Below are 18,383 nucleotides of genomic sequence, written 5' to 3'. Positions count from 1 at the left end.
AACAATCACGGCGCTTGGCGCAGACGCCGCATCGACCTCATGCACGGCGCCGCAGCATGGCAGGGATACGGACGGAATGCAGGCTGCGTCCTTGAAATGATTGCAAGTCCGCTTAAAACTTGGCAGCATAGCAAAGATATACGCCTGTTAATGTGTAGCACTTGCAAGAACATACCGGAGCATCGATGCACACCCTGCCGTTTTCCGCCCTCGCCAGCTTGCCCGCCCCGTATCGATTGCGCGCCCAGCGCGACGATGACGATGACTTTGCCGCCGCGCTATACGGTTCCACGCGCGACGACCTGCGCCAGATGCCGGCCGCCCCCGCCCTGATCGAGCAACTGATCGCCATGCAACGCACCATGCAAAGCCACGGTTATCGCCAGACGTATCCGCAAGCCGTCTACCTGGTGCTGGAACATGGCGACACGCCCATCGGCCGCCTGATCATCGAGCAACAGGGCGACGTGCTGCACCTGATCGATATCGCCATCGTGCCCGCGGCGCGCGGCCACGGTGCCGGCAGCGCCGTGCTGCGCGGCCTGCAGGCGCAAGCCGCGCAGCACCGGCTGCACATCCACCTTGCCGTCAACAAAAGCAACGGCGCCGCGCGCAAGCTGTACCAGCAGCTGGGATTTCACCTGCGCGGCGAAAACGAGGTACAGGAACAGCTGGCATGGAGCGCGCAATAATGGCGGCCGCGAACACACCGGGCGCGCCCAGCACCTGGCTGCGCCTGCCCCTGTCCTTCGACGTGGCGCGCCTGCAAGGCGACAGCGACCAGTTCGCCGCGGCTGAATGGATCAGCCATTTCAATACGGACGCCTACGACAAGGGCTGGAGCTGCGTGCCGCTGCACTCGGCAGGCGGCGAGGCGCACCACATCATGCCCATCGATGGCGTCGCGTACGCCGCCACGCCGCAGCTGGCGCGCTGCCCCTATCTGCAGGACGTGCTGGGCAGCTTTGCCTGCGACATCAGCGCCGCGCGCTTGATGGCGCTGGCGCCTGGCGCCGCCATCCACGCCCACCGCGACACCAAAACGGCGCTGCAGGACGGCCTCACGCGCATCCACATCCCCATCCACACCTCGCCGCAAGTGCTGTTCAGCATTGATGGCGAGAGCGTGCACTTCACGGCAGGCCACGCCTGGTACATGGATGCCAGCTGCCTGCACGCCGTACACAACGGCAGTGCGACGCCGCGCATCCATCTGGTCATCGACTGCATCACCAACGCCTGGCTGACGGCCCTGTTCGCCGAAGCGGGCTTCGTGCCGAAGGCGGCCGCCAAATATGGCGATCCCAACATCAACGATGGCAATGTGCGCGATGTCATCGCCCGCCTGCGCGAGGCCGCTACGCCCGTCACCCTGGCGCTGGCCGGCGAACTGGCGGCACTGGCCGGCATGGCGGCATGAGCGTCCAGTACGGCCTAGCCGGCCAGGAGCGCCTGCTGGCCAGGGGTGCGGCGGTGGCATGGCATGCAGGCATGGACTTGCGTGGCTGGTATCCCCTGTCCGTGGAGCGCGACGCGCAGAGCGGCGACGCATCCGTCTGCTGGCGCGACCTGGGCCGGCAGCGCTTCAGCGATGCTTTCTTTGTCAACACCCTGGCGCGCCAGCCGACCGCAGAGCGCCGCGTGTGCCGCACGCCCCTGGCGGCGCTGGCCAGCCTCGACGATTGCCTGGCGCCCGACGCCTTCATCTTCCACGTCTCGCGCTGCGGCTCGACCCTGCTGACCCAGCTGCTGGCAGCGTTGCCACAGTGCATAGTGATGTCGGAGCCGCCCATCGTCGACTCGCTGCTGCGCCGGCATCACGATGGCGCGGACGCCACGGACACCATCACCCTGCTGCGCCAGGCCATGCTGGCGCTGGGCCAGCGCCGCAATGGCGACGAAACGCACTGTTTCATCAAGTTCGATTGCTGGCATATCCACAGCCTGGCCCTGTTGCGGCAAGCGTTTCCCGCCACGCCCTGCCTGTTCCTGTACCGCGAGCCGCAAGCGGTGCTGGCCTCGCACCAGCGCCAGCGGGGACCGCAGATGGTGCCTGGCATGCTGCATCCGGCACAGCTGCCGCTGCCCGCCCACCAGCTGGCACCGGGCGACCTCGATGGCTATGCGGGCCTGGTGCTGTCCGGCCTGTTTACCGCCGCCCAGCCGCACGCGGCCGCCGGCCAGCTGCATTTAATTAACTACAGTCAATTGCCTGGCATCGTGTTCAGCGACTTGCTGTCGCGTTTCGGCATCGCCCCCACGGCGGCGCAGCTGCAGGCGATGCGCGAGCGCGGCGGCGTGCATGCCAAATATGGCACGGCCTACCATGGCGATCCGCACGCGCCGGCCGACGACAGCCTGGCGGACATCGCGGCCCGGCTGCAGCCCGGCTATCGGGCACTGGAAGCGCTGCGCCTCCGACTTGCGCAACGTCACGACGCAAGCCCCTGATTTTTATGCATGTCATTTTCTGAGAAGGAGATTTTTCGAAGCACCCGATGGAGACCATGCCAGGCTGATGGGTCTGGCGTGCGATAGGCAATTACTCAAATGCGGCGTGGAATGCGCCGACGTGACCAACCTGAAACTGATCTTTCAACCATGATAAAAAAAATGACATTGGTAGTTTTCCTTGCAGCCCTCATCCCATTTTATGGATGCAAGGCGCAAACGACAGCAGACGCGAAACCCGCCTCCGCTGAAGTCACCACCACCCTGACACCCGACATTGGCGGAATAAAACAGCTTGTGGAAATCAAGACGGATGACGCCAGCAAACCCGTACTCCTGTTTTTATCGGGCGGCCCGGGAAGCTCCATGATCAAGGGCGCGGATACCTTTAGCAAGCTCCTGAAAAGCAGATTTACCATCGTCCAATGGGACCAGCGCGACGCCGGCAAAACATTGCAACTGAATCCCTCGCCAACACAACCGTCCGTCGGGCAGATGGAACAGGATACGTATCAAGTCATACAGTTCCTGAGGAAGCAATTAAAGCAGGAAAAAATATACTTGCTGGGCAGCTCCTGGGGCAACGTCCTGGGCTTTTATATCGTCAAGCATCACCCGGAACTACTGCATGCCTATTTCGCCTCGAATCCTGTCGTCAGCCAGCTGGAAAGCGAGAAAGAATTGCTGAAAGCCTTGAAAGAGCATTTCAAGGACAATGCCCTCGCCAGCCAGGAATTGAACAGCGTCAACATTCCCTTTGAAAATGACGAAGGCATGTTTTATTTAAGGAAATGGCTTTTTTACAAGGATGGCAAGGCATTCGCGACCAGCGCGGGTTTCAAGACGGGCTTTCTGCAATGGTCGAAAACCTGGTCCCCCGTGTGGAACGAGGTCATGAACATTGACCTGCCCAAGACCTTGAAGAGCGTTGACTGCCCCGTGTATTTCTTCGTCGGCAAAAACGATATCCAGACCTCGACCAGGATCACGCAAGCTTATTTCGAGACCTTGAAGGCGCCCAAGAAGGGGCTATTTTTCTTTGACCATTCCGGCCATCAAATTCACCAGGATGAGCCTGTAAAGTTTCAGGAAGCCATCATCAAGACCTTGGATACGGCGGCCAATTCCGGATAAGCACCCGGGTCAGCAACCGGCCCCGGTGCTGGCCCTGAGGCCATTTTCCGGAGCCGGTGCCTGGCGCTGGCACTTCCGACTTACTCCTCGGCAATGCCCGCAACGGCCTTCCTGATCAGTGACGCCACCGCATCCGCTTGGGAAATGTAGACGGCGTGGCTGGCTGGGACGTCGACCACGGCTGAACCCGCGCGTCGGGCCATATCGCGCTGCATCGCCGGTGCAATCATCCTGTCCTCGGTGGCGACCAGGTACCAGCTCGGTTTGCTCCTCCACGCCGGTACCGCCACCACCCCGGTCAATGCGGCCATCCCCCAGGGCACTTGTGATGCCGCCATGAAGCTGGCCTTGTCCCTGGGCACATCGGCCGCGAACGCTGCCGCAAACTTTTTCTGGTCGAGCAAGAGGAAACCGTCGCGTGGCGGCAGGATGGGCGGCAGCGGCGCGCCGGGCGGGGCATGTTGAAGCAGCGCGTCGACGGACTCGCCCTGATCCGGCACGAACGCCGCGATGTAGACCAATGCCTTGACCTTGGCATCGTTGCCCGCTTCCGTGACGACGGCGCCGCCATAGGAATGGCCAACGAGGATCACGGCGCCGGGCGCCGCGGCAATGACCCGCCTGGTGGCGGCAACATCGTCTGCCAGCGAGATCGTTGGATTCTGCACGATGGACACGCGACAACCCGCTGCACGCAGTGCCCCGTAGACGCCTTCCCAGCCCGATCCATCGACAAAGCCACCATGCACGAGCACGATCGTTGCCGATCCGGCACTTGCCATGTCATCCATGTCAGCCTCCCCAGGAAGTTGCAATGCAGGCGATGACAGACGTGCCGGCGCCCCGATTCCTCAAGCTTAGTAGCGGATGCCTGGCGCACTGTGCGATGGATCAAGAGTCGGCGCGCAAGGCCCGCCATGCGCCCGCAAACGGGCCCTGAAATGCAAAAAGCCCAACCGTTCAAGGCTGGGCTTTCTGCTGCTGCATGTTCTGGCTCCCCGACCTGGACTCGAACCAGGGACCTGCGGATTAACAGTCCGTCGCTCTACCAACTGAGCTATCAGGGAAAAGAGGCCGCATTCTATAGGGCAAACTCCCGCATGTCTAGATTTCCCCTGCGAAAATGTCCATTTTTTCTCGCCCAGGGCCATGGACGCCGTTCAGCCGGGATTTTCCTGCGCGATATAGTCAACCACCAGCACCCGCCCCAGCCATGGCTTGAGCAGCTCGACGAAGGCCAGGTGCGCGGGATGCGTCAGGTAGGCGTCGCGCGCGGCCGGCCCTTCAAAAGTCAGCGTGAAACAATCGGTATAGCCATCGTCGAGGCCTTCCGGGCTGACATTCGCCCCCCATTCGAATTGCCGCACGCCAGGTATGCGGTGTTTCAGCTGCGAAAACTCATAGATGAGCTCAGCATGCTTGGCAGGCGTGATGGCATCGAGGAAGTCGCACAGGACGATATGGCGCAAGGCAGAGGTACAAGTCATGGGATGGCGCTCCTGAAGTGATGCACTCAGGATAGCGCAAAACGCGCAAACGCACCGGAAGGCCCTGCCGCCGGGGCGCAAAACAAAAAAGGCCATGTTTTTCAACATGGCCTTCCGAATTCTGGCTCCCCGACCTGGACTCGAACCAGGGACCTGCGGATTAACAGTCCGTCGCTCTACCAACTGAGCTATCAGGGAAAAGAGGCCGTATTATATAGGGCAACCATGCAGCTGTCTAGATTCCCATAGGGAAATTCTTATCTTGCCGTCATGCCCGCTCCTGTAGCGGAAAACAAAAAAGGCCACGTTTTTCAACGTGGCCTTCCGAATTCTGGCTCCCCGACCTGGACTCGAACCAGGGACCTGCGGATTAACAGTCCGTCGCTCTACCAACTGAGCTATCAGGGAAAAGAGGCAATATTATATGTCGCCTGTTCCATATTTGCAAGACCGAGACTGCACCTTGCTGAATACGATTACTGCCGACTTTCTACCGCCATCAGCGCCGCACTTGCATGCAGCGCCGAAGAAGCAAGATCTTAAAGCACTTTGGCGATCGCGTCAATGACGATGTCGATATTGCGCGAATTCAATGCTGCCACGCAGATACGGCCCGTGTCGACGGCGTAGATCGATTGCTCGCGCAGCGACGCCACTTGTTCCTTGCTCAGGCCCGAGTACGAGAACATGCCGATTTGCTGGCGCACGAATTCGAAATCGTGGCCTGGCGCCTTGGCCTTCAGCTTTTCCACGAAGGCATTGCGCATTTCGCGGATGCGCACGCGCATGCCGGCCAGTTCCTCTTCCCACAGCTGGCGCAGTTCCGGCGTGGCCAGCACGGTGGCGACCACCTTGCCGCCGTGCGTAGGCGGGTTCGAGTAGTTGGTGCGCACGACGCGCTTCAGTTGCGACAGCAGGCGTGCCGCTTCGTCGGCGCTCGAGGCGACGACGCTGAGGGCGCCCACGCGCTCGCCGTACAGCGAGAACGACTTCGAGAACGAGTTCGACACCAGCAGCGGGCCGCCGGCATCGGCAAAGCGGCGCACCACGGCGCCGTCTTCGGCGATGCCGTTGGCGAAGCCTTGATAGGCCATGTCGAGGAACGGCACCAGGCCGCGCGACGTCACGATGGCGATGATCTGGTCCCACTGGGCAACGCTAAGGTCGGCGCCGGTCGGGTTGTGGCAGCAGGCGTGCAGCACGACGATCGAGCCGGCTGGCATGGCGTTCAGGCTGGCCAGCATGCCGTCGAAGTTCACGCCGTGCGTGACGGCATCGTAGTACGCGTAGTTATTCACGACGAAACCGGCGTTCTCGAACAGCGCGCGGTGGTTTTCCCAGCTCGGGTCGCTGATGTAGACCTGGGCACCCGGCGCGAAGCGCTGCAGGAAGTCGGCACCGATCTTCAGTGCGCCCGTGCCGCCGATGGCTTGCACGGTGACGGCGCGGCGCTCTTGAATTACGGCGCTGTCGGCACCAAATACCAGCTCTTGCACGGCCTTGTCGTAGGCGGCCAGGCCTTCGATCGGCAAATAGGTGCGTGGCGCTGCCTGTTCGATCAGGATGGCTTCCGCCTTGCGTACGCAAGCTAACAGAGGCACCTTGCCGTTGTCGTCATAATAGACGCCAACGCCCAGATTGATTTTGGCGGGATTCTGGTCCGCGTTAAATGCTTCGGTGATGCCCAGGATCGGGTCGCGTGGGGCCATCTCGATGGCGCTAAACAGACTGGCAGAAACAGTTGGGTTCGTCATGATAAGATTGGATTCGATTGGAAGCAGGTTCACAGCGGAGTTGTAGACAGCGCCCCGAATACAACGCCAGGGCCGCCAGCAGAGCACTATTCTAACAAAGGTCTGATTCACATGCCCGAATTATCTACCGCCAGCGAGGCGGAAAGCGCAATTATCTCTTTCCCGGACTCCCCCTTCAAGCTGCACCAGCCCTTCCCTCCGGCCGGTGACCAGCCGGCGGCGATCGCCCAGCTTTCCGAGGGCATCGCCGATGGCCTGGCCTTCCAGACCCTGCTGGGCGTGACCGGTTCGGGCAAGACCTACACCATGGCCAACGTCATCGCGCGCATGGGCCGGCCGGCCATCGTCTTCGCGCCGAACAAGACCCTGGCGGCGCAGCTGTACAGCGAGTTCCGCGACTTTTTCCCGCAGAACGCCGTCGAATACTTCGTCAGCTACTACGATTACTACCAGCCGGAAGCCTACGTGCCGCAGCGCGACCTGTTCATCGAGAAGGACTCGTCGATCAACGAGCATATCGAGCAGATGCGTCTGTCGTGCACGAAGTCGCTGATGGAACGGCGCGACGTCATCATCGTCGCCACCGTCTCGGCCATCTACGGTATCGGTAACCCGAACGAATACCACCAGATGATCCTGACCCTGCGCGTGAAGGACAAGGTCGCCCAGCGCGACGTCATCGCGCGCCTGATCCAGATGCAGTACACGCGCAACGAGGTCGATTTCGGCCGCGGCACCTTCCGCGTGCGCGGCGACACCATCGACATCTTCCCCGCCGAGCATGCGGAGCTGGCCGTGCGCCTGGAAATGTTCGACGACGAGATCGAATCGATCCAGCTGTTCGACCCGCTGACGGGCCGCGTGCGGCAGAAAATCCCGCGCTTCACCGTGTACCCGGGCTCGCACTATGTGACGCCCCGCTCCACCGTGCTGCGCGCCGTCGAGACCATCAAGGACGAGCTGCGCGAACGCCTGGAATTCTTCCGCAAGGAGAACAAACTGATCGAGGAGCAGCGGCTGGAACAGCGCACGCGCTTCGACCTGGAAATGATGGCGGAAATCGGTTTCACCAAGGGCATCGAGAACTACTCGCGCCACCTGTCCGGCGCGCTGCCGGGCGAACCGCCGCCCACCCTGGTCGACTACCTGCCGCCCGACGCCCTGATGTTCCTCGACGAATCGCACGTGCTGACGGGCCAGCTGAGCGCCATGTACAACGGCGACCGCTCGCGCAAGACCAACCTGGTCGACTACGGCTTCCGCCTGCCGTCGGCGCTCGACAACCGGCCCTTGAAATTCGAGGAATTCGAACAGAAGATGCGCCAGACGGTATTCGTCTCGGCCACGCCAGCCGAATACGAAAAGAACCATTCCGACCAGGTGGTCGAGCAGGTGGTGCGCCCCACCGGCCTGGTCGACCCGCAAATCATCGTGCGCCCCGCCAGCACGCAGGTGGACGACCTGATGTCGGAAATCGTCGAGCGCATCAAGAAGGACGAGCGCGTGCTGGTGACCACGCTCACCAAGCGCATGTCGGAGCAATTGACGGAATACCTGGGCGACCACGGCATCAAGGTGCGCTATCTGCACAGCGATATCGAGACGGTGGAGCGCGTGGAAATCCTGCGCGACCTGCGCCTGGGCACGTTCGACGTGCTGGTGGGGATCAACCTGCTGCGCGAGGGCCTGGACTTGCCGGAAGTGTCGCTGGTGGCCATCCTCGACGCGGACAAGGAAGGCTTCTTGCGTTCCGAACGCAGCCTGATCCAGACCATCGGCCGCGCCGCGCGCAACCTGAACGGCACGGCGATCCTGTACGGCGACCGCATCACGGACTCCATGCGCCGCGCCATCGACGAGACGGAGCGCCGCCGCGCCAAGCAGATCGCCTTCAATACGGCCAACAACATCGTGCCGATCGGCGTGAAGAAATCGATCCGCGAAATGATCGACGGCGTCTACAGCCCGCAGGAAGCGCGCGAAACCCTGCAGGTGGCGCAGGAAGCGGCGAAGTTCGAAGCCATGAGCGAGAAGCAGGTCAGCAAGGAAATCAAGCGCCTGGAAAAACTGATGGTCGACCACGCCAAGAACCTCGAGTTCGAAAAGGCGGCGCAGGTGCGCGACCAGCTGCACGTCCTCAAGCAGCAGCTGTTCGGCGCCCCCGGCACCGACAACGTGGCGTCGATCCTGGGCAAATAAGCGCGCCCACGCCATTGCGGGCAGGGCGCCGTCCGGCACCCTGCCTGGCGCCTACTCCGGCAGCGTATAGTCGATGTCGTAGAAATGCTGGCCGTTCTCGATACGGATGGCCAGCGTGCCGCTGATGCCTGTCAATTGGCCCGTGCCGGAATGCGGCACGATCACGATGGCCAGCTGCTGCTTGCCGTCGGCCATGGTGCCCGCATGCTGCGCCACGAAGCTGCCCTCCCTGCCCTGCAGCACGCCCGCGATGGCTTCCATCGCGACATAGCCGGCCGCGCCTTTGGTGTCGGTCACGGCGCTGAGCATCTCGCCCGTGGCCGTGGCGACCAGGTCGCCCGCATACACTTTGTCGAGCAATACCCTTCCCAGCGTCGTGCGCCCAGAGCGCTGCGGCGCCACGGCGGGCGCCATGGTGATGCTGAAACTTCCCGTTGCGTGCGCGTGCATGCGATGATCTCCCCCTGTAGACGAGGCGGCGCCGGCTGGCGCCACCGATAGACAACATGCGGCCAGCATCAGGCCCGACCAGCTGTACGATTTCATGATCCTCTTTCGATGATTGCGAGAAGACCAGCTTAGCGCCGCGCAGGAGACAAATATTGGATAAAGCCGACAGCATGCGCAATCTGCTCGCAGGACAGGGGCTGGCGCCGAAAGGCATCGTCGACCCGCAGGCGGCGGCGCGCCGCATACGCCTGGCGACCTATCCGCCGGCCGCCGCGCTGGCGCCCTTCGTCGATTATTTCTGGCTCGTGGAATGGGACATGCGGGACCGCGCGCCGGAAACGCAGCGCGTGCTGCCCTACCCGAATGCCCACCTGGTGTTCGAGGCGGGCCGTACGGCCATCCATGGCGTGGTGCGCGGCGCCTTCGAGCGGCCGTTGAGCGGTGCGGGCAAGGTATTGGGCGTGCGCTTCACGCCGGGCGGCCTGCGCCCCTTCATCGCCCGGCCTTTGTCGTCGTTCACCGACACGACCATCGCCGCCGATGCGCTGCTGGGCATGGCGGCGGAAGAAGCCGAAGCGCAGGTGCTGCGGCAGGCCGACGATACGGCCATGGTGGCGCAGGCACAGGCGCTGCTGCTGGCAAGGCTGCCGCCGGTCGATGACGCCGCCCTGCTGGCCGGCCGCCTGAGCGCCGCAGCGGCAGCCCGCCATGGCCCGGCCAGCGTCGCACAGCTCTGCGCGAACATGGCCATCGGCGAACGGCAGCTGCAGCGCCTGTTTGCCAACTACGTGGGCGTGCCGCCGAAATGGGTGATCCAGCGCTATCGCCTGCAGGAGGCAATCTGGCGCCTGGCGCAGCCCGACGCGCCCGACCTGGCCAGCGTGGCCCAGGCACTGGGCTTCTTCGACCAGGCCCATTTCAGCCGCAAATTTGCACAGCTGGTGGGCAGCACGCCGCTCGACTATCGCCGCTCGCAGCAGCCCCAGTCCGCCTAGCGGCCCATCGGGCGCAAGCCATGTCCCAAAAACAGCCGGGACGCACCTTGAAAAATTACTTTACTACTTATATAAGCGCTGATATTGTTACCACATGAAATCCTCTCTCGGCACCCAATTACGCCACCTGATCGAATTGCTGGACGGCGCCGTCGGCGCCGCCTATGACGAGGCGGGCCTGCGCTACCGTCCCCGCTACACGCCCGTGATGCGCGTGCTGATGGCGCAGGACGCGGCCAGCATCGGCGCCATCGCCGCCGCTGCCGGCATCACGCAGCCGGCCGCCACGCAAACGGTGGCGCTGATGATCAAGGAGGGCCTCGTTTCAGCGACGGCCAGCGATCAGGATGGGCGACAGAAACTGATACAGCTGACGGAACAGGGGCGCGCCATGCTGCCGGCGATCCAGCGCTGCTGGCAAGCCACGGCAGGCGCCGCCGCCAGCCTCGACGCCGACTTGCCGTATCCCTTGTCGCAGGTGCTGCAACAGGCGGTCGCGGCGCTGGAAAGCAAACCGTTCGGCGCGCGCATCCGCGATGCTGCCGTGCGCGCCGAGGACGGCGTCGAAAGCCGCGAGACCAGATAGTCGCGCCCCACTTTGCTGCACTCACCTTCACAGGAGTCACCATGCACGGTACAACGATCATCCGCAGTCTGCGCGGCGCCATCCTGGCAATCCCCTTGGCGGCAGCCATGCTGCAGGCGATGCCGGCCCTTGGCCAGGGACAGCCCCCGCAAGCCGACATCCGGATCGGCAAGGAGCAGCGTCAGCAAGTCGTCGACCGGCTGATTGCGGAACTGAACCTCGGCTATGTATTCCCGGAAAAGGCAAAGCAGGTCGAGCAAGCCTTGCGCCACTACCAGCGCAGCGCCGGCTATGCCGCCATCGCCAGCGCAAGCCAATTGGCGGAGGCATTGACCACGCAGATACGGCAGCAGACGGGCGACCTGCATCTGCGTGTCCGCTACAGCGAAAAGGACATCCCCGTGCTGCCCGCCGGCGGCACGCCGTCGCCGCAAGTGATGGCGGAACAAACGGCCGCCATGCGCGGACGCAATTACGGCGTCGAGCGCGTCGAACGCCTGCCCTGCAATGTCGGTTACCTGAAACTCAATGAGTTCGCGCCGCCCCAATACGCTGGCGAGACGCTGGCGGCGGCGATGACGATGATGTCCAACCTGGATGGCCTGATCATCGACCTGCGCGACAACGGCGGCGGCTCGCCGGAAACGGTGGCGCTGCTGGCCAGCTATGTGCTCGACGAGCGCACCCGCCTGAACGACAATTACTACCGCATCGGCGACCTCACCCAGCAAAACTGGAGCACCACCTTCGTCGCCGGCAAGCAGTTTGGACAGCAAAAACCGCTGTACATCCTGACCAGCAAGCGGACGTTTTCGGCGGCGGAAGACTTCAGCTACGCGATGAAAAACCTGAAGCGCGCCACCATCGTCGGCGAGACCACGGGCGGCGGCGCCCATCCGGGCCGCGTCGTGCGGCTGGACGCCCATTTCGGCGCCTTCATACCGACCGGCCGCTCCATCAGCTCCATCACCAACACCAACTGGGAAGGCGTGGGCGTGGCGCCCGATGTGACGGCGGCGGCCAAGGATGCCTTGCGCGTGGCGCAAACGGCGCTGCTGAACGAATTGCTCAAGACGGCAAACAGCGAGCAGCAGACGCAGCGCCTGAAGGAGCGCCTGGACGCCATCGGCAAGGAGTCCTAGCCCGCCGCCTTGACGTCGTCGATATACGCGCGGATGATGGCCGCGAAATCCGCATCGGCCGTCAGGCCCAGCGCTTCGGCGCGGCGGGTATCCCAGGCGCCGGGCCAGCTCTTGACGATGCGCTCGACGGCAGGGTCGGGCGCGTAGCTGATGCGGGCCGTCACTTCGCTGCCGGCCACGTCCTCGAGTGCGGCGATCATCTCGCCCACGCTCACGGACAGGCCAGGCAGGTTCACCGTGCGGCTGGCGCCGAACGCCTCGCCTGCCAGTTCGTGGCCGGCGATCAAGGAGGCGATGGCGCCGCGCGGCGACAACAGCCACAGGCGCAAGTCGGTGGCCACCGGGCAGACGGCCGCTTCGCCATTCAACGGTTCGCGGATGATGCCGCTGGCGAACGAGGACGCCGCCTTGTTCGGTTTGCCGGGACGCACGCTGATGGTGGGCAGGCGCAGCACGCGGCCGTCGACAAAGCCGCGGCGGCTGTAATCGTTGAGCAGCAATTCGCCGATGGCCTTTTGCGCGCCATACGACGACTGGGGATTCAAGGCCGTCGTATCCTGCACCACGTCCGGCAGCTGGCCGCCATACACGGCGACGGAGCTGGTAAACACGACTTTCGGCTTGTGTCCCAGTTCGCGGCAGATATCGAGCAGCAGGCGCGAGGCATCGAGGTTGATGCGCATGCCCAGCTCGAAATCGGCTTCCGCCTGGCCGCTGACGATGGCGGCCAGGTGGAAGATGGACGCCGTCTGCGCATCGACGGTGGCGCGCATCAGGGCGCCGTCGGCGATATCGCCCGTGACGACGCTCACGCGCGCATCGTTGAAGTCATGCGCGGCCACCACGTCGACCAGCACCAGTTCGCGGATCGTTTGCAACCGCCCCTGGCTGTCCGTCAGCTGGCCCTGCGCCAGCAACTGGCGCGCCAGGCGCTGGCCGAGGAAACCGGCGCCGCCGGTGATCAGTACTTTCATGTGATATCTCCTTATTTGTTCGAATGATTCAAGTAGGGCGCGAGCCAGCCCAGGCCATCCTCGGTGCGCCCGCGCGGACGGTATTCGCAGCCGATCCAGCCCTCATAGCCGAGGTCATCCAGCAGCCTGAATAAATACGGGTAATTGACTTCGCCATCGTCCGGTTCGTTGCGCGCCGGGACGCTGGCGATCTGCACGTGGCCGATGCCGCCGGCATTGTTCTTGAATGTCATGGCGATATCGCCCTCGACGATCTGCGTATGGTAAAAGTCCATCTGCACCTTGACGTTGGACTGGCCCGACTCCAGGCGCAGCGCGTGGCCCTGCGCCTGCGTGACGAGGAAATAGCCGGGCATGTCGCGCCCGTTGATCGGCTCGATCAACAGTTCGATGCCATGCTCGCCCACGGCCTTGGCCGCATACGCGAGGTTCGCCAGGTAGGTGGCGCGGTGCAGCGCGACGTCGGCGCCGACCGGCAGCAGGCCCGCCATCATGTGCACGCGCGGCGTGCCCAGCGCCAGCGCATAGTCGATGGCGCGCGCCACGCCGGCGCGGAATTCTGCTTCGCGGCCCGGCAGCGAGGCGATGCCCCGCTCGCCGGCAGCCCAGTCGCCCGGCGGAAGGTTGAACAGCACATTCTGCAAGCCGTGCGCGCGCAGCCAGCCGGCCACTTCCTGCGGCGCGTAATCGTAGGGAAACAGAAATTCGACGCCCTGGAAACCGGCTTGTGCGGCGGCGGCAAAGCGCTGCGGGAAAGGCACTTCGTTGAACATCATGGTCAGATTGGCGGCAAAGCGGGGCATGCGTATCTCCTGGATTTCTTATATGTCGAGTTTGAATGTGTGCTTCAGGTCGGCGATCTGCGCCGCGTCGAGCGGCCGCGTGGGCACGTCGCGCAGCAGCAGGAACAGCTTGGCCGTCTCTTCCAGCTCCTCGGCCGCATACACGGCCGCTTCCAGGTTCGTGCCCGAGACGACGGGGCCGTGGTTGGCCAGCAGCACGGCCGAATGCTTGCGCGCCATGGCGCCGATGGCGCCCGCCAGCGCCGGGTCGCCCGGACGGTGATAAGGCACGAGCGGCAAGCGCCCCACCTTCATGACGAAATACGGCGTCAACGGCGGGATGCAGTCGTCATGGTTCAAGCCGCACATGCAGGACACGGCCGCCGAATGCGTCGAGTGCAAATGCACGATGGCGCCGGCGCTGCCGCGCTCCTCGTACATGGCGCGGTGCAGGAATGCTTCCTTGGAAGGCGGCGCGCCGCTGAGCAGCTTGCCATCCCAATCGAGCTTGGACAATTGCGCGGGATCGAGCCGGCCCAGGCTGGCATTCGTCGGCGTCAGCAGCCAGCCGTCGGACAGACGCACGCTGAGGTTGCCGCTGCTGCCCGCCGTCAGGCCCCGCTCGAACAGCGACTTGCCGAAGTCGACGATCTGCTCGCGCTGGCGCATCTCTTCGGGCGTCGTGTGGATGGCGGGGGTGGCGGTACTCATGCCAGCACCTGCCAGGCCTTGCCGAAGAAATCCACGCTGCCGAAATTGCCGGACTTCAGCGCCAGCGCCAATGGCGCCGCGCCATCCTCGCCCAGCGCAGGCAAGGCTTGCGTCCAGGGCACGCCGGGGTCGATTTCGGGTCCGATGCGCAGGCCCGCCACGCCCAGGGCTTTCACCACCGCGCCCGAGGTTTCGCCGCCGGCGACGATCAGCTGCCCCACGCCCAGGCGCACGAGGCCTTGCGCGATGGCGGCCAGGGCTTCCTCGACGAGGGCGCCGGCCCGCTCCACGCCCAGCTGCGCCTGCACGGCGCGCACGGCGTCCGGCGTGGCCGTGGCATACACGAGGACGGGGCCTTGCGCCAGGTGCGCGCCGGCCCATTCCAGGGCCTGCTCCACCACGGCGTCGACCACCTCGCCGCCGGCCGCCAGTTGCAGCGGGTCGACGTGGAACGCGGGCGCGCGCTCGCGCAGGTGCGCCACCTGCTGCTGCGTGGCCACCGAGCAGCTGCCCGAGATCACGGCGCGGAAACCCGAGGGCGGCGGCAAGCGCCCCGCCTGGCCCGCAGGCGATGGGGCCAGCTGTCCCCGCTGGCGGAAATTCTGCGGCAATCCCAGCGCGATGCCGGAACCGCCCGTGATCAGTTTCAAGTCCGCGCAGGCGGCGCCGATGGCTTCGAGGTCGCGGTTCGACACGGCATCGACGACGGCAAAATGGCAGCCCTGCCCGCGCAGTTCCGTGAAACGCTGGGCGATGGCGGCGGCGCCCTTCTCCACCACTGAAAAATCCGCCAGGCCGACTTTCGATTGCACCTGCTGCTGCAGCACGCGCACCAGGTTCGAATCCGTCATCGGCGTCAGCGGATGGTCGCGCATGCCCGACTCGGCCAGCGGCACGTCGCCGACGAACAGATTGCCCTTGTAGATGGTGCGCCCGTTGGCCGGGAACGCCGGGCAGGCGATCGTGAAGTCGGTATCGAGCGCCTGCATCAGCGCCTCGGCCACGGGGCCGATATTGCCGCGCGGCGTGGAGTCGAACGTGGAGCAGTACTTGAAGTAGAACTGACGGCATCCGGCCTGCTGCAGCCAGGCCAGCGCGGCCAGCGATTCGGCCACCGCCTCCGCGGGCGCATTCGTGCGCGACTTGAGCGCGATGACGACGGCATCGACGTCGGACGGCGGCGGGCCTTGCGGCACGCCGATCAGCTGCACCGTGCGCATGCCGGCCTTGACCAGCATGCCGGCCAGGTCGGTGCCCCCCGTGAAATCGTCGGCGATACATCCCAGTAATACGGTCATGATAGTTCCTTCCTGATTCAGTTACGCTTTCGCCGGCAAATCGATACCCGGGAAAGTCTTGATGACGGCCGCATCGTCCTCGCCGCCAAAACCCGCCGCCGACGCCTGCATGAACATCTGGTGCGCCGTGGCGGACAGCGGCAGCGGAAACACGCTCTTTTTCGCGTAGTCGAGCACGATGCCCAGATCCTTCACAAAAATATTCACGGCCGACAGCGGCGTGTAGTCGCCCTTCAAGATATGCGGCACGCGGTTCTGGAACATCCAGGAACTGCCGGCGCTGTTCGAAATGACTTCGTACAGGGCATCGGGGTCGCAGCCGGCGCGCAAGCCCAGCGCCATCGCCTCGGCAGCGGCGGCGATATGCACGCCGGCCAGCAGCTGGTTGATCATCTTGACTTTCGACCCTTGTCCCGGCTGTTCGCCCAGGCGGTACAGCTTGCCGCTGATGGCGTCGAAGATTCCCGTGCAGGCGTCAAAGGCATCGGGCGCGCCGGCCGCCATCACCGACATCTCGCCGGCAGCCGCCTTGGCCGCGCCGCCGGAAATGGGCGCATCGATGAAGCGCAGTCCCATGGCCGCCAGGCGCGCGCCGAGCGCTTCGGCAAATTCGGGCGCCACGGTGGCGCAGGCGATCACCACGCTGCCCGGCGCCAGGCGGGCCGCCGCGCCGCGTTCGCCAAACAGCACGGACTCCGTCTGCTGCGCATTGACGACGACGATCAGCAGGGCCTGCACCTGCGCCGCCAGCGCGGCCGGAGATGGCGCCGCATGGGCGCCGCCGTCAACCAGCTTTTGCACGGTCTCAGGACGCACGTCGCAGGCATGCACTTCAAAGCCGGCGCGCAGCAAGGATTGCGCGATGCCCATGCCCATGGCGCCCAGGCCGATCACGCCCACTTTTTCGATTGCTACGTTCATCTGCTGCTCCAGTCTTATTTGTTCACCAGTTTGGCCGGCACCCGCATGATGATGGCCGCGCCGATCACCAGGATGCCCGCCAGCAGGTAGATGGCAATGTCGGTCGATTGCGTCAGGTCCTTGATGGAACCGATCATGTACGGCGCCGCGAAACCGGCCAGGTTGCCCACCGAATTGATGGCGGCGATGCCAGCGGCGGCCGAGACGCCGCCGAGGAAGGCCGTCGGCAGACTCCAGAACATGGGCGAGGCGGCCAGGATGCCGCCGGCGGCGATGGTCAGGAAGAAGATGGCCCAGCCCGTGTTGTGGGTGCCGGCCAGCGCGCTGCAGACGATGGCGCCGGCGCCGATCACCAGCGGGATCGCCATGTGCCAGCGCCGTTCGCGGTATTTGTCCGAGCTGCGTCCCAGCAGTATCATCGCGGCCACGGCGAACGAGTACGGAATCGCCGTGAACAGGCCGATATTGAGCACGCCCGTCACGCCTGCCGCCTTGATCAGGCTGGGCAGCCAGAAGGTCAGCGAATACTGGCCCATCACGCAGCAGAAATAAATCAGGGCCATGACCCAGATGCGCGGATCGGCAAACATGGCGCGGATCGACGGATGCGAGACCTTGCCCTTCGCTTCCGTGGCGATGCGCTGTTCAAGGATGACTTTTTCCTCTTCCGTCAGCCACTTCGCGGCGCGGATGCTGTTATCGAGGTACAGCAGCACGGCCACGCCCATCAGCGCGGCGGGAATCGCTTCGAGCACGAACATCCACTGCCAGCCCGCGTAACCGTGCCAGCCGGCGAAGGTTTCCATGATCCAGCCCGACAGGGGGCCGCCGATCAGGCCTGCCACGGGAATGGCGGCCATGAAGGTGCACACCATGCGCGCGCGGCGCTCGGATGGATACCAGTAGGTCAGGTACAGGATGATGCCGGGGAAGAAGCCCGCTTCGGCGATGCCGAGCAGGAAGCGCATGATGTAGAACATGGTCGGCGTGGTGACGAACATGAAGGCACCCGAGATGATGGCCCACGTGATCATGATGCGGGCGATCCACACGCGCGCGCCTATCTTGTGCAGCATCACGTTGCTGGGCACTTCGAACAGGAAGTAGCCGAGGAAGAAGACGCCGGCGCCCAGGCCGTACACGGTTTCGGAAAACTGCAGGTCGGCCAGCATCTGCAGCTTGGCGAAGCCCACGTTCACGCGGTCGAGATAAGCGACGATGTAGCACAGCATGAGGAAGGGGATGATGCGCCAGGTTACCTTGCGGTAAACGGCGTCGTCGATGAGTTTCTGGCTTGCGGCGGCGCCAGCCGGCTGCCCCGGCATTGCTTGTGACACTTCCATGCTTGTCTCCTGATCACGAAGGGATCGACCGTGCCGGGTTTTTATGGTCCACCGGAGGTGGCTGGCAACTTGTCTAAAATTTGTATGGATGTATATTATGTGTGTGTTTTATGTGTGTCAAGCTGTATATTCCATATAATGCCAAGCAGGCAAGCC

The 18,383-nt window shown here is 64.0% G+C and carries 18 protein-coding genes and 3 tRNA genes; 8 read left to right on the top strand and 13 right to left on the bottom strand.

What is annotated here, in order from left to right; translation table 11 throughout:
• Positions 1-185: 185 nt before the first annotated feature.
• From YQ44_RS06765 to YQ44_RS06750, 4 genes are all read left to right on the top strand, one after another.
• A complete protein-coding gene (locus YQ44_RS06765; protein WP_083411681.1) occupies positions 186-692 on the top strand; it encodes a GNAT family N-acetyltransferase in 507 nt (168 codons plus the stop codon).
• Positions 677-1,420 (top strand): aspartyl/asparaginyl beta-hydroxylase domain-containing protein, encoded by a 744-nt coding sequence (locus tag YQ44_RS06760; protein ID WP_071322728.1) that lies wholly within the window; start codon positions 677-679, stop codon positions 1,418-1,420. The genes YQ44_RS06765 and YQ44_RS06760 overlap by 16 nt, the downstream gene beginning before the upstream one ends.
• Positions 1,417-2,451: a hypothetical protein gene (locus tag YQ44_RS06755; protein ID WP_071322727.1), complete on the top strand. Its 1,035-nt coding sequence runs from the start codon at positions 1,417-1,419 to the stop codon at positions 2,449-2,451. Before YQ44_RS06760 ends, YQ44_RS06755 begins: the two co-directional genes overlap by 4 nt.
• A 162-nt stretch (positions 2,452-2,613) precedes the next feature.
• Entirely contained in the window at positions 2,614-3,585 is a 972-nt protein-coding gene (locus YQ44_RS06750) for an alpha/beta fold hydrolase (RefSeq protein ID WP_083411680.1), read from the top strand.
• 80 nt (positions 3,586-3,665) lie between these two features.
• Here YQ44_RS06750 and YQ44_RS06745 read toward each other — a convergent pair whose 3' ends face one another.
• From YQ44_RS06745 to YQ44_RS06720, 6 genes are all read right to left on the bottom strand, one after another.
• A complete protein-coding gene (locus YQ44_RS06745; protein WP_232251089.1) occupies positions 3,666-4,376 on the bottom strand; it encodes an alpha/beta fold hydrolase in 711 nt (236 codons plus the stop codon).
• Between the two features lie 200 nt (positions 4,377-4,576).
• Positions 4,577-4,652, bottom strand: a tRNA-Asn gene (locus YQ44_RS06740).
• Positions 4,653-4,745: 93 nt separating this feature from the next.
• Positions 4,746-5,072, bottom strand: coding sequence for a Dabb family protein (locus tag YQ44_RS06735; protein WP_071322725.1), 327 nt, complete (start codon positions 5,070-5,072; stop codon positions 4,746-4,748).
• Between the two features lie 122 nt (positions 5,073-5,194).
• Positions 5,195-5,270 (bottom strand) — tRNA-Asn (locus YQ44_RS06730).
• A 134-nt stretch (positions 5,271-5,404) separates the two neighbouring features.
• A tRNA-Asn gene (locus tag YQ44_RS06725) sits at positions 5,405-5,480 on the bottom strand.
• Between the two features lie 131 nt (positions 5,481-5,611).
• The gene (locus YQ44_RS06720; protein ID WP_198043881.1) at positions 5,612-6,826 is read right to left on the bottom strand and encodes an amino acid aminotransferase; all 1,215 of its coding nucleotides are present in this window, start codon (positions 6,824-6,826) and stop codon (positions 5,612-5,614) included.
• 111 nt (positions 6,827-6,937) lie between these two features.
• On the opposite strand from YQ44_RS06720, the gene uvrB reads away from it, so the two are divergent.
• The gene (gene uvrB / locus YQ44_RS06715; protein WP_071322724.1) at positions 6,938-9,025 is read left to right on the top strand and encodes an excinuclease ABC subunit UvrB; all 2,088 of its coding nucleotides are present in this window, start codon (positions 6,938-6,940) and stop codon (positions 9,023-9,025) included.
• 51 nt (positions 9,026-9,076) lie between these two features.
• Here the strand turns inward: uvrB and YQ44_RS06710 are convergent, their stop codons facing one another.
• Positions 9,077-9,571: a DUF3224 domain-containing protein gene (locus tag YQ44_RS06710; RefSeq protein WP_232251072.1), complete on the bottom strand. Its 495-nt coding sequence runs from the start codon at positions 9,569-9,571 to the stop codon at positions 9,077-9,079.
• Positions 9,572-9,627: 56 nt separating this feature from the next.
• Between YQ44_RS06710 and YQ44_RS06705 the strand changes: the two genes are divergently transcribed.
• From YQ44_RS06705 to YQ44_RS06695, 3 genes are all read left to right on the top strand, one after another.
• The gene (locus tag YQ44_RS06705) at positions 9,628-10,470 is read left to right on the top strand and encodes a helix-turn-helix domain-containing protein (protein WP_232251070.1); all 843 of its coding nucleotides are present in this window, start codon (positions 9,628-9,630) and stop codon (positions 10,468-10,470) included.
• 94 nt (positions 10,471-10,564) lie between these two features.
• Positions 10,565-11,056 (top strand): MarR family transcriptional regulator, encoded by a 492-nt coding sequence (locus YQ44_RS06700; RefSeq protein ID WP_071322722.1) that lies wholly within the window; start codon positions 10,565-10,567, stop codon positions 11,054-11,056.
• Between the two features lie 41 nt (positions 11,057-11,097).
• On the top strand, positions 11,098-12,198 hold the full coding sequence (locus YQ44_RS06695) for a S41 family peptidase (protein ID WP_071322721.1): 1,101 nt from the start codon (positions 11,098-11,100) through the stop codon (positions 12,196-12,198).
• Here the strand turns inward: YQ44_RS06695 and denD are convergent.
• From denD to YQ44_RS06665, 6 genes are read right to left on the bottom strand one after another with little or no spacing between them, the layout of a single operon-like run.
• The gene (gene denD / locus YQ44_RS06690) at positions 12,195-13,172 is read right to left on the bottom strand and encodes a D-erythronate dehydrogenase (RefSeq protein ID WP_071322720.1); all 978 of its coding nucleotides are present in this window, start codon (positions 13,170-13,172) and stop codon (positions 12,195-12,197) included. The genes YQ44_RS06695 and denD overlap by 4 nt on opposite strands.
• A gap of 11 nt (positions 13,173-13,183) precedes the next feature.
• A complete protein-coding gene (gene otnI / locus YQ44_RS06685) occupies positions 13,184-13,975 on the bottom strand; it encodes a 2-oxo-tetronate isomerase (RefSeq protein ID WP_071322719.1) in 792 nt (263 codons plus the stop codon).
• Positions 13,976-13,993: 18 nt separating this feature from the next.
• Positions 13,994-14,665, bottom strand: coding sequence for a 3-oxo-tetronate 4-phosphate decarboxylase (gene otnC / locus YQ44_RS06680; RefSeq protein WP_232251067.1), 672 nt, complete (start codon positions 14,663-14,665; stop codon positions 13,994-13,996).
• A complete protein-coding gene (otnK, locus tag YQ44_RS06675) occupies positions 14,662-15,963 on the bottom strand; it encodes a 3-oxo-tetronate kinase (RefSeq protein ID WP_071322718.1) in 1,302 nt (433 codons plus the stop codon). The genes otnC and otnK overlap by 4 nt, the downstream gene beginning before the upstream one ends.
• Before the next feature lie 21 nt (positions 15,964-15,984).
• Complete coding sequence (gene ltnD / locus YQ44_RS06670) at positions 15,985-16,884, bottom strand: L-threonate dehydrogenase (RefSeq protein WP_071322717.1); 900 nt, start codon at positions 16,882-16,884, stop codon at positions 15,985-15,987.
• Between the two features lie 14 nt (positions 16,885-16,898).
• On the bottom strand, positions 16,899-18,227 hold the full coding sequence (locus tag YQ44_RS06665) for an MFS transporter (RefSeq protein WP_071322716.1): 1,329 nt from the start codon (positions 18,225-18,227) through the stop codon (positions 16,899-16,901).
• Between the last annotated feature and the right edge of the window lie 156 nt (positions 18,228-18,383).

The organism is Janthinobacterium sp. 1_2014MBL_MicDiv, assembly GCF_001865675.1.
Taxonomy (GTDB): domain Bacteria; phylum Pseudomonadota; class Gammaproteobacteria; order Burkholderiales; family Burkholderiaceae_D; genus Janthinobacterium.
This window is presented reverse-complemented; position numbering and strand designations above follow the sequence as displayed.

Bases quoted from the DNA above. Each gene is read 5' to 3' on its own strand.
- otnC (WP_232251067.1), bottom strand. From the start codon at position 14,665: ATGAGTACCGCCACCCCCGCCATCCACACGACGCCCGAAGAGATGCGC.
- YQ44_RS06735 (WP_071322725.1), bottom strand. From the start codon at position 5,072: ATGACTTGTACCTCTGCCTTGCGCCATATCGTCCTGTGCGACTTCCTC.
- otnI (WP_071322719.1), bottom strand. From the start codon at position 13,975: ATGCCCCGCTTTGCCGCCAATCTGACCATGATGTTCAACGAAGTGCCT.
- YQ44_RS06665 (WP_071322716.1), bottom strand. From the start codon at position 18,227: ATGGAAGTGTCACAAGCAATGCCGGGGCAGCCGGCTGGCGCCGCCGCA.
- YQ44_RS06745 (WP_232251089.1), bottom strand. From the start codon at position 4,376: ATGGATGACATGGCAAGTGCCGGATCGGCAACGATCGTGCTCGTGCAT.
- YQ44_RS06750 (WP_083411680.1), top strand. From the start codon at position 2,614: ATGACATTGGTAGTTTTCCTTGCAGCCCTCATCCCATTTTATGGATGC.
- uvrB (WP_071322724.1), top strand. From the start codon at position 6,938: ATGCCCGAATTATCTACCGCCAGCGAGGCGGAAAGCGCAATTATCTCT.
- YQ44_RS06760 (WP_071322728.1), top strand. From the start codon at position 677: ATGGAGCGCGCAATAATGGCGGCCGCGAACACACCGGGCGCGCCCAGC.
- YQ44_RS06695 (WP_071322721.1), top strand. From the start codon at position 11,098: ATGCACGGTACAACGATCATCCGCAGTCTGCGCGGCGCCATCCTGGCA.
- YQ44_RS06700 (WP_071322722.1), top strand. From the start codon at position 10,565: ATGAAATCCTCTCTCGGCACCCAATTACGCCACCTGATCGAATTGCTG.
- YQ44_RS06710 (WP_232251072.1), bottom strand. From the start codon at position 9,571: ATGAAATCGTACAGCTGGTCGGGCCTGATGCTGGCCGCATGTTGTCTA.
- ltnD (WP_071322717.1), bottom strand. From the start codon at position 16,884: ATGAACGTAGCAATCGAAAAAGTGGGCGTGATCGGCCTGGGCGCCATG.
- YQ44_RS06765 (WP_083411681.1), top strand. From the start codon at position 186: ATGCACACCCTGCCGTTTTCCGCCCTCGCCAGCTTGCCCGCCCCGTAT.
- denD (WP_071322720.1), bottom strand. From the start codon at position 13,172: ATGAAAGTACTGATCACCGGCGGCGCCGGTTTCCTCGGCCAGCGCCTG.
- YQ44_RS06755 (WP_071322727.1), top strand. From the start codon at position 1,417: ATGAGCGTCCAGTACGGCCTAGCCGGCCAGGAGCGCCTGCTGGCCAGG.
- YQ44_RS06720 (WP_198043881.1), bottom strand. From the start codon at position 6,826: ATGACGAACCCAACTGTTTCTGCCAGTCTGTTTAGCGCCATCGAGATG.
- otnK (WP_071322718.1), bottom strand. From the start codon at position 15,963: ATGACCGTATTACTGGGATGTATCGCCGACGATTTCACGGGGGGCACC.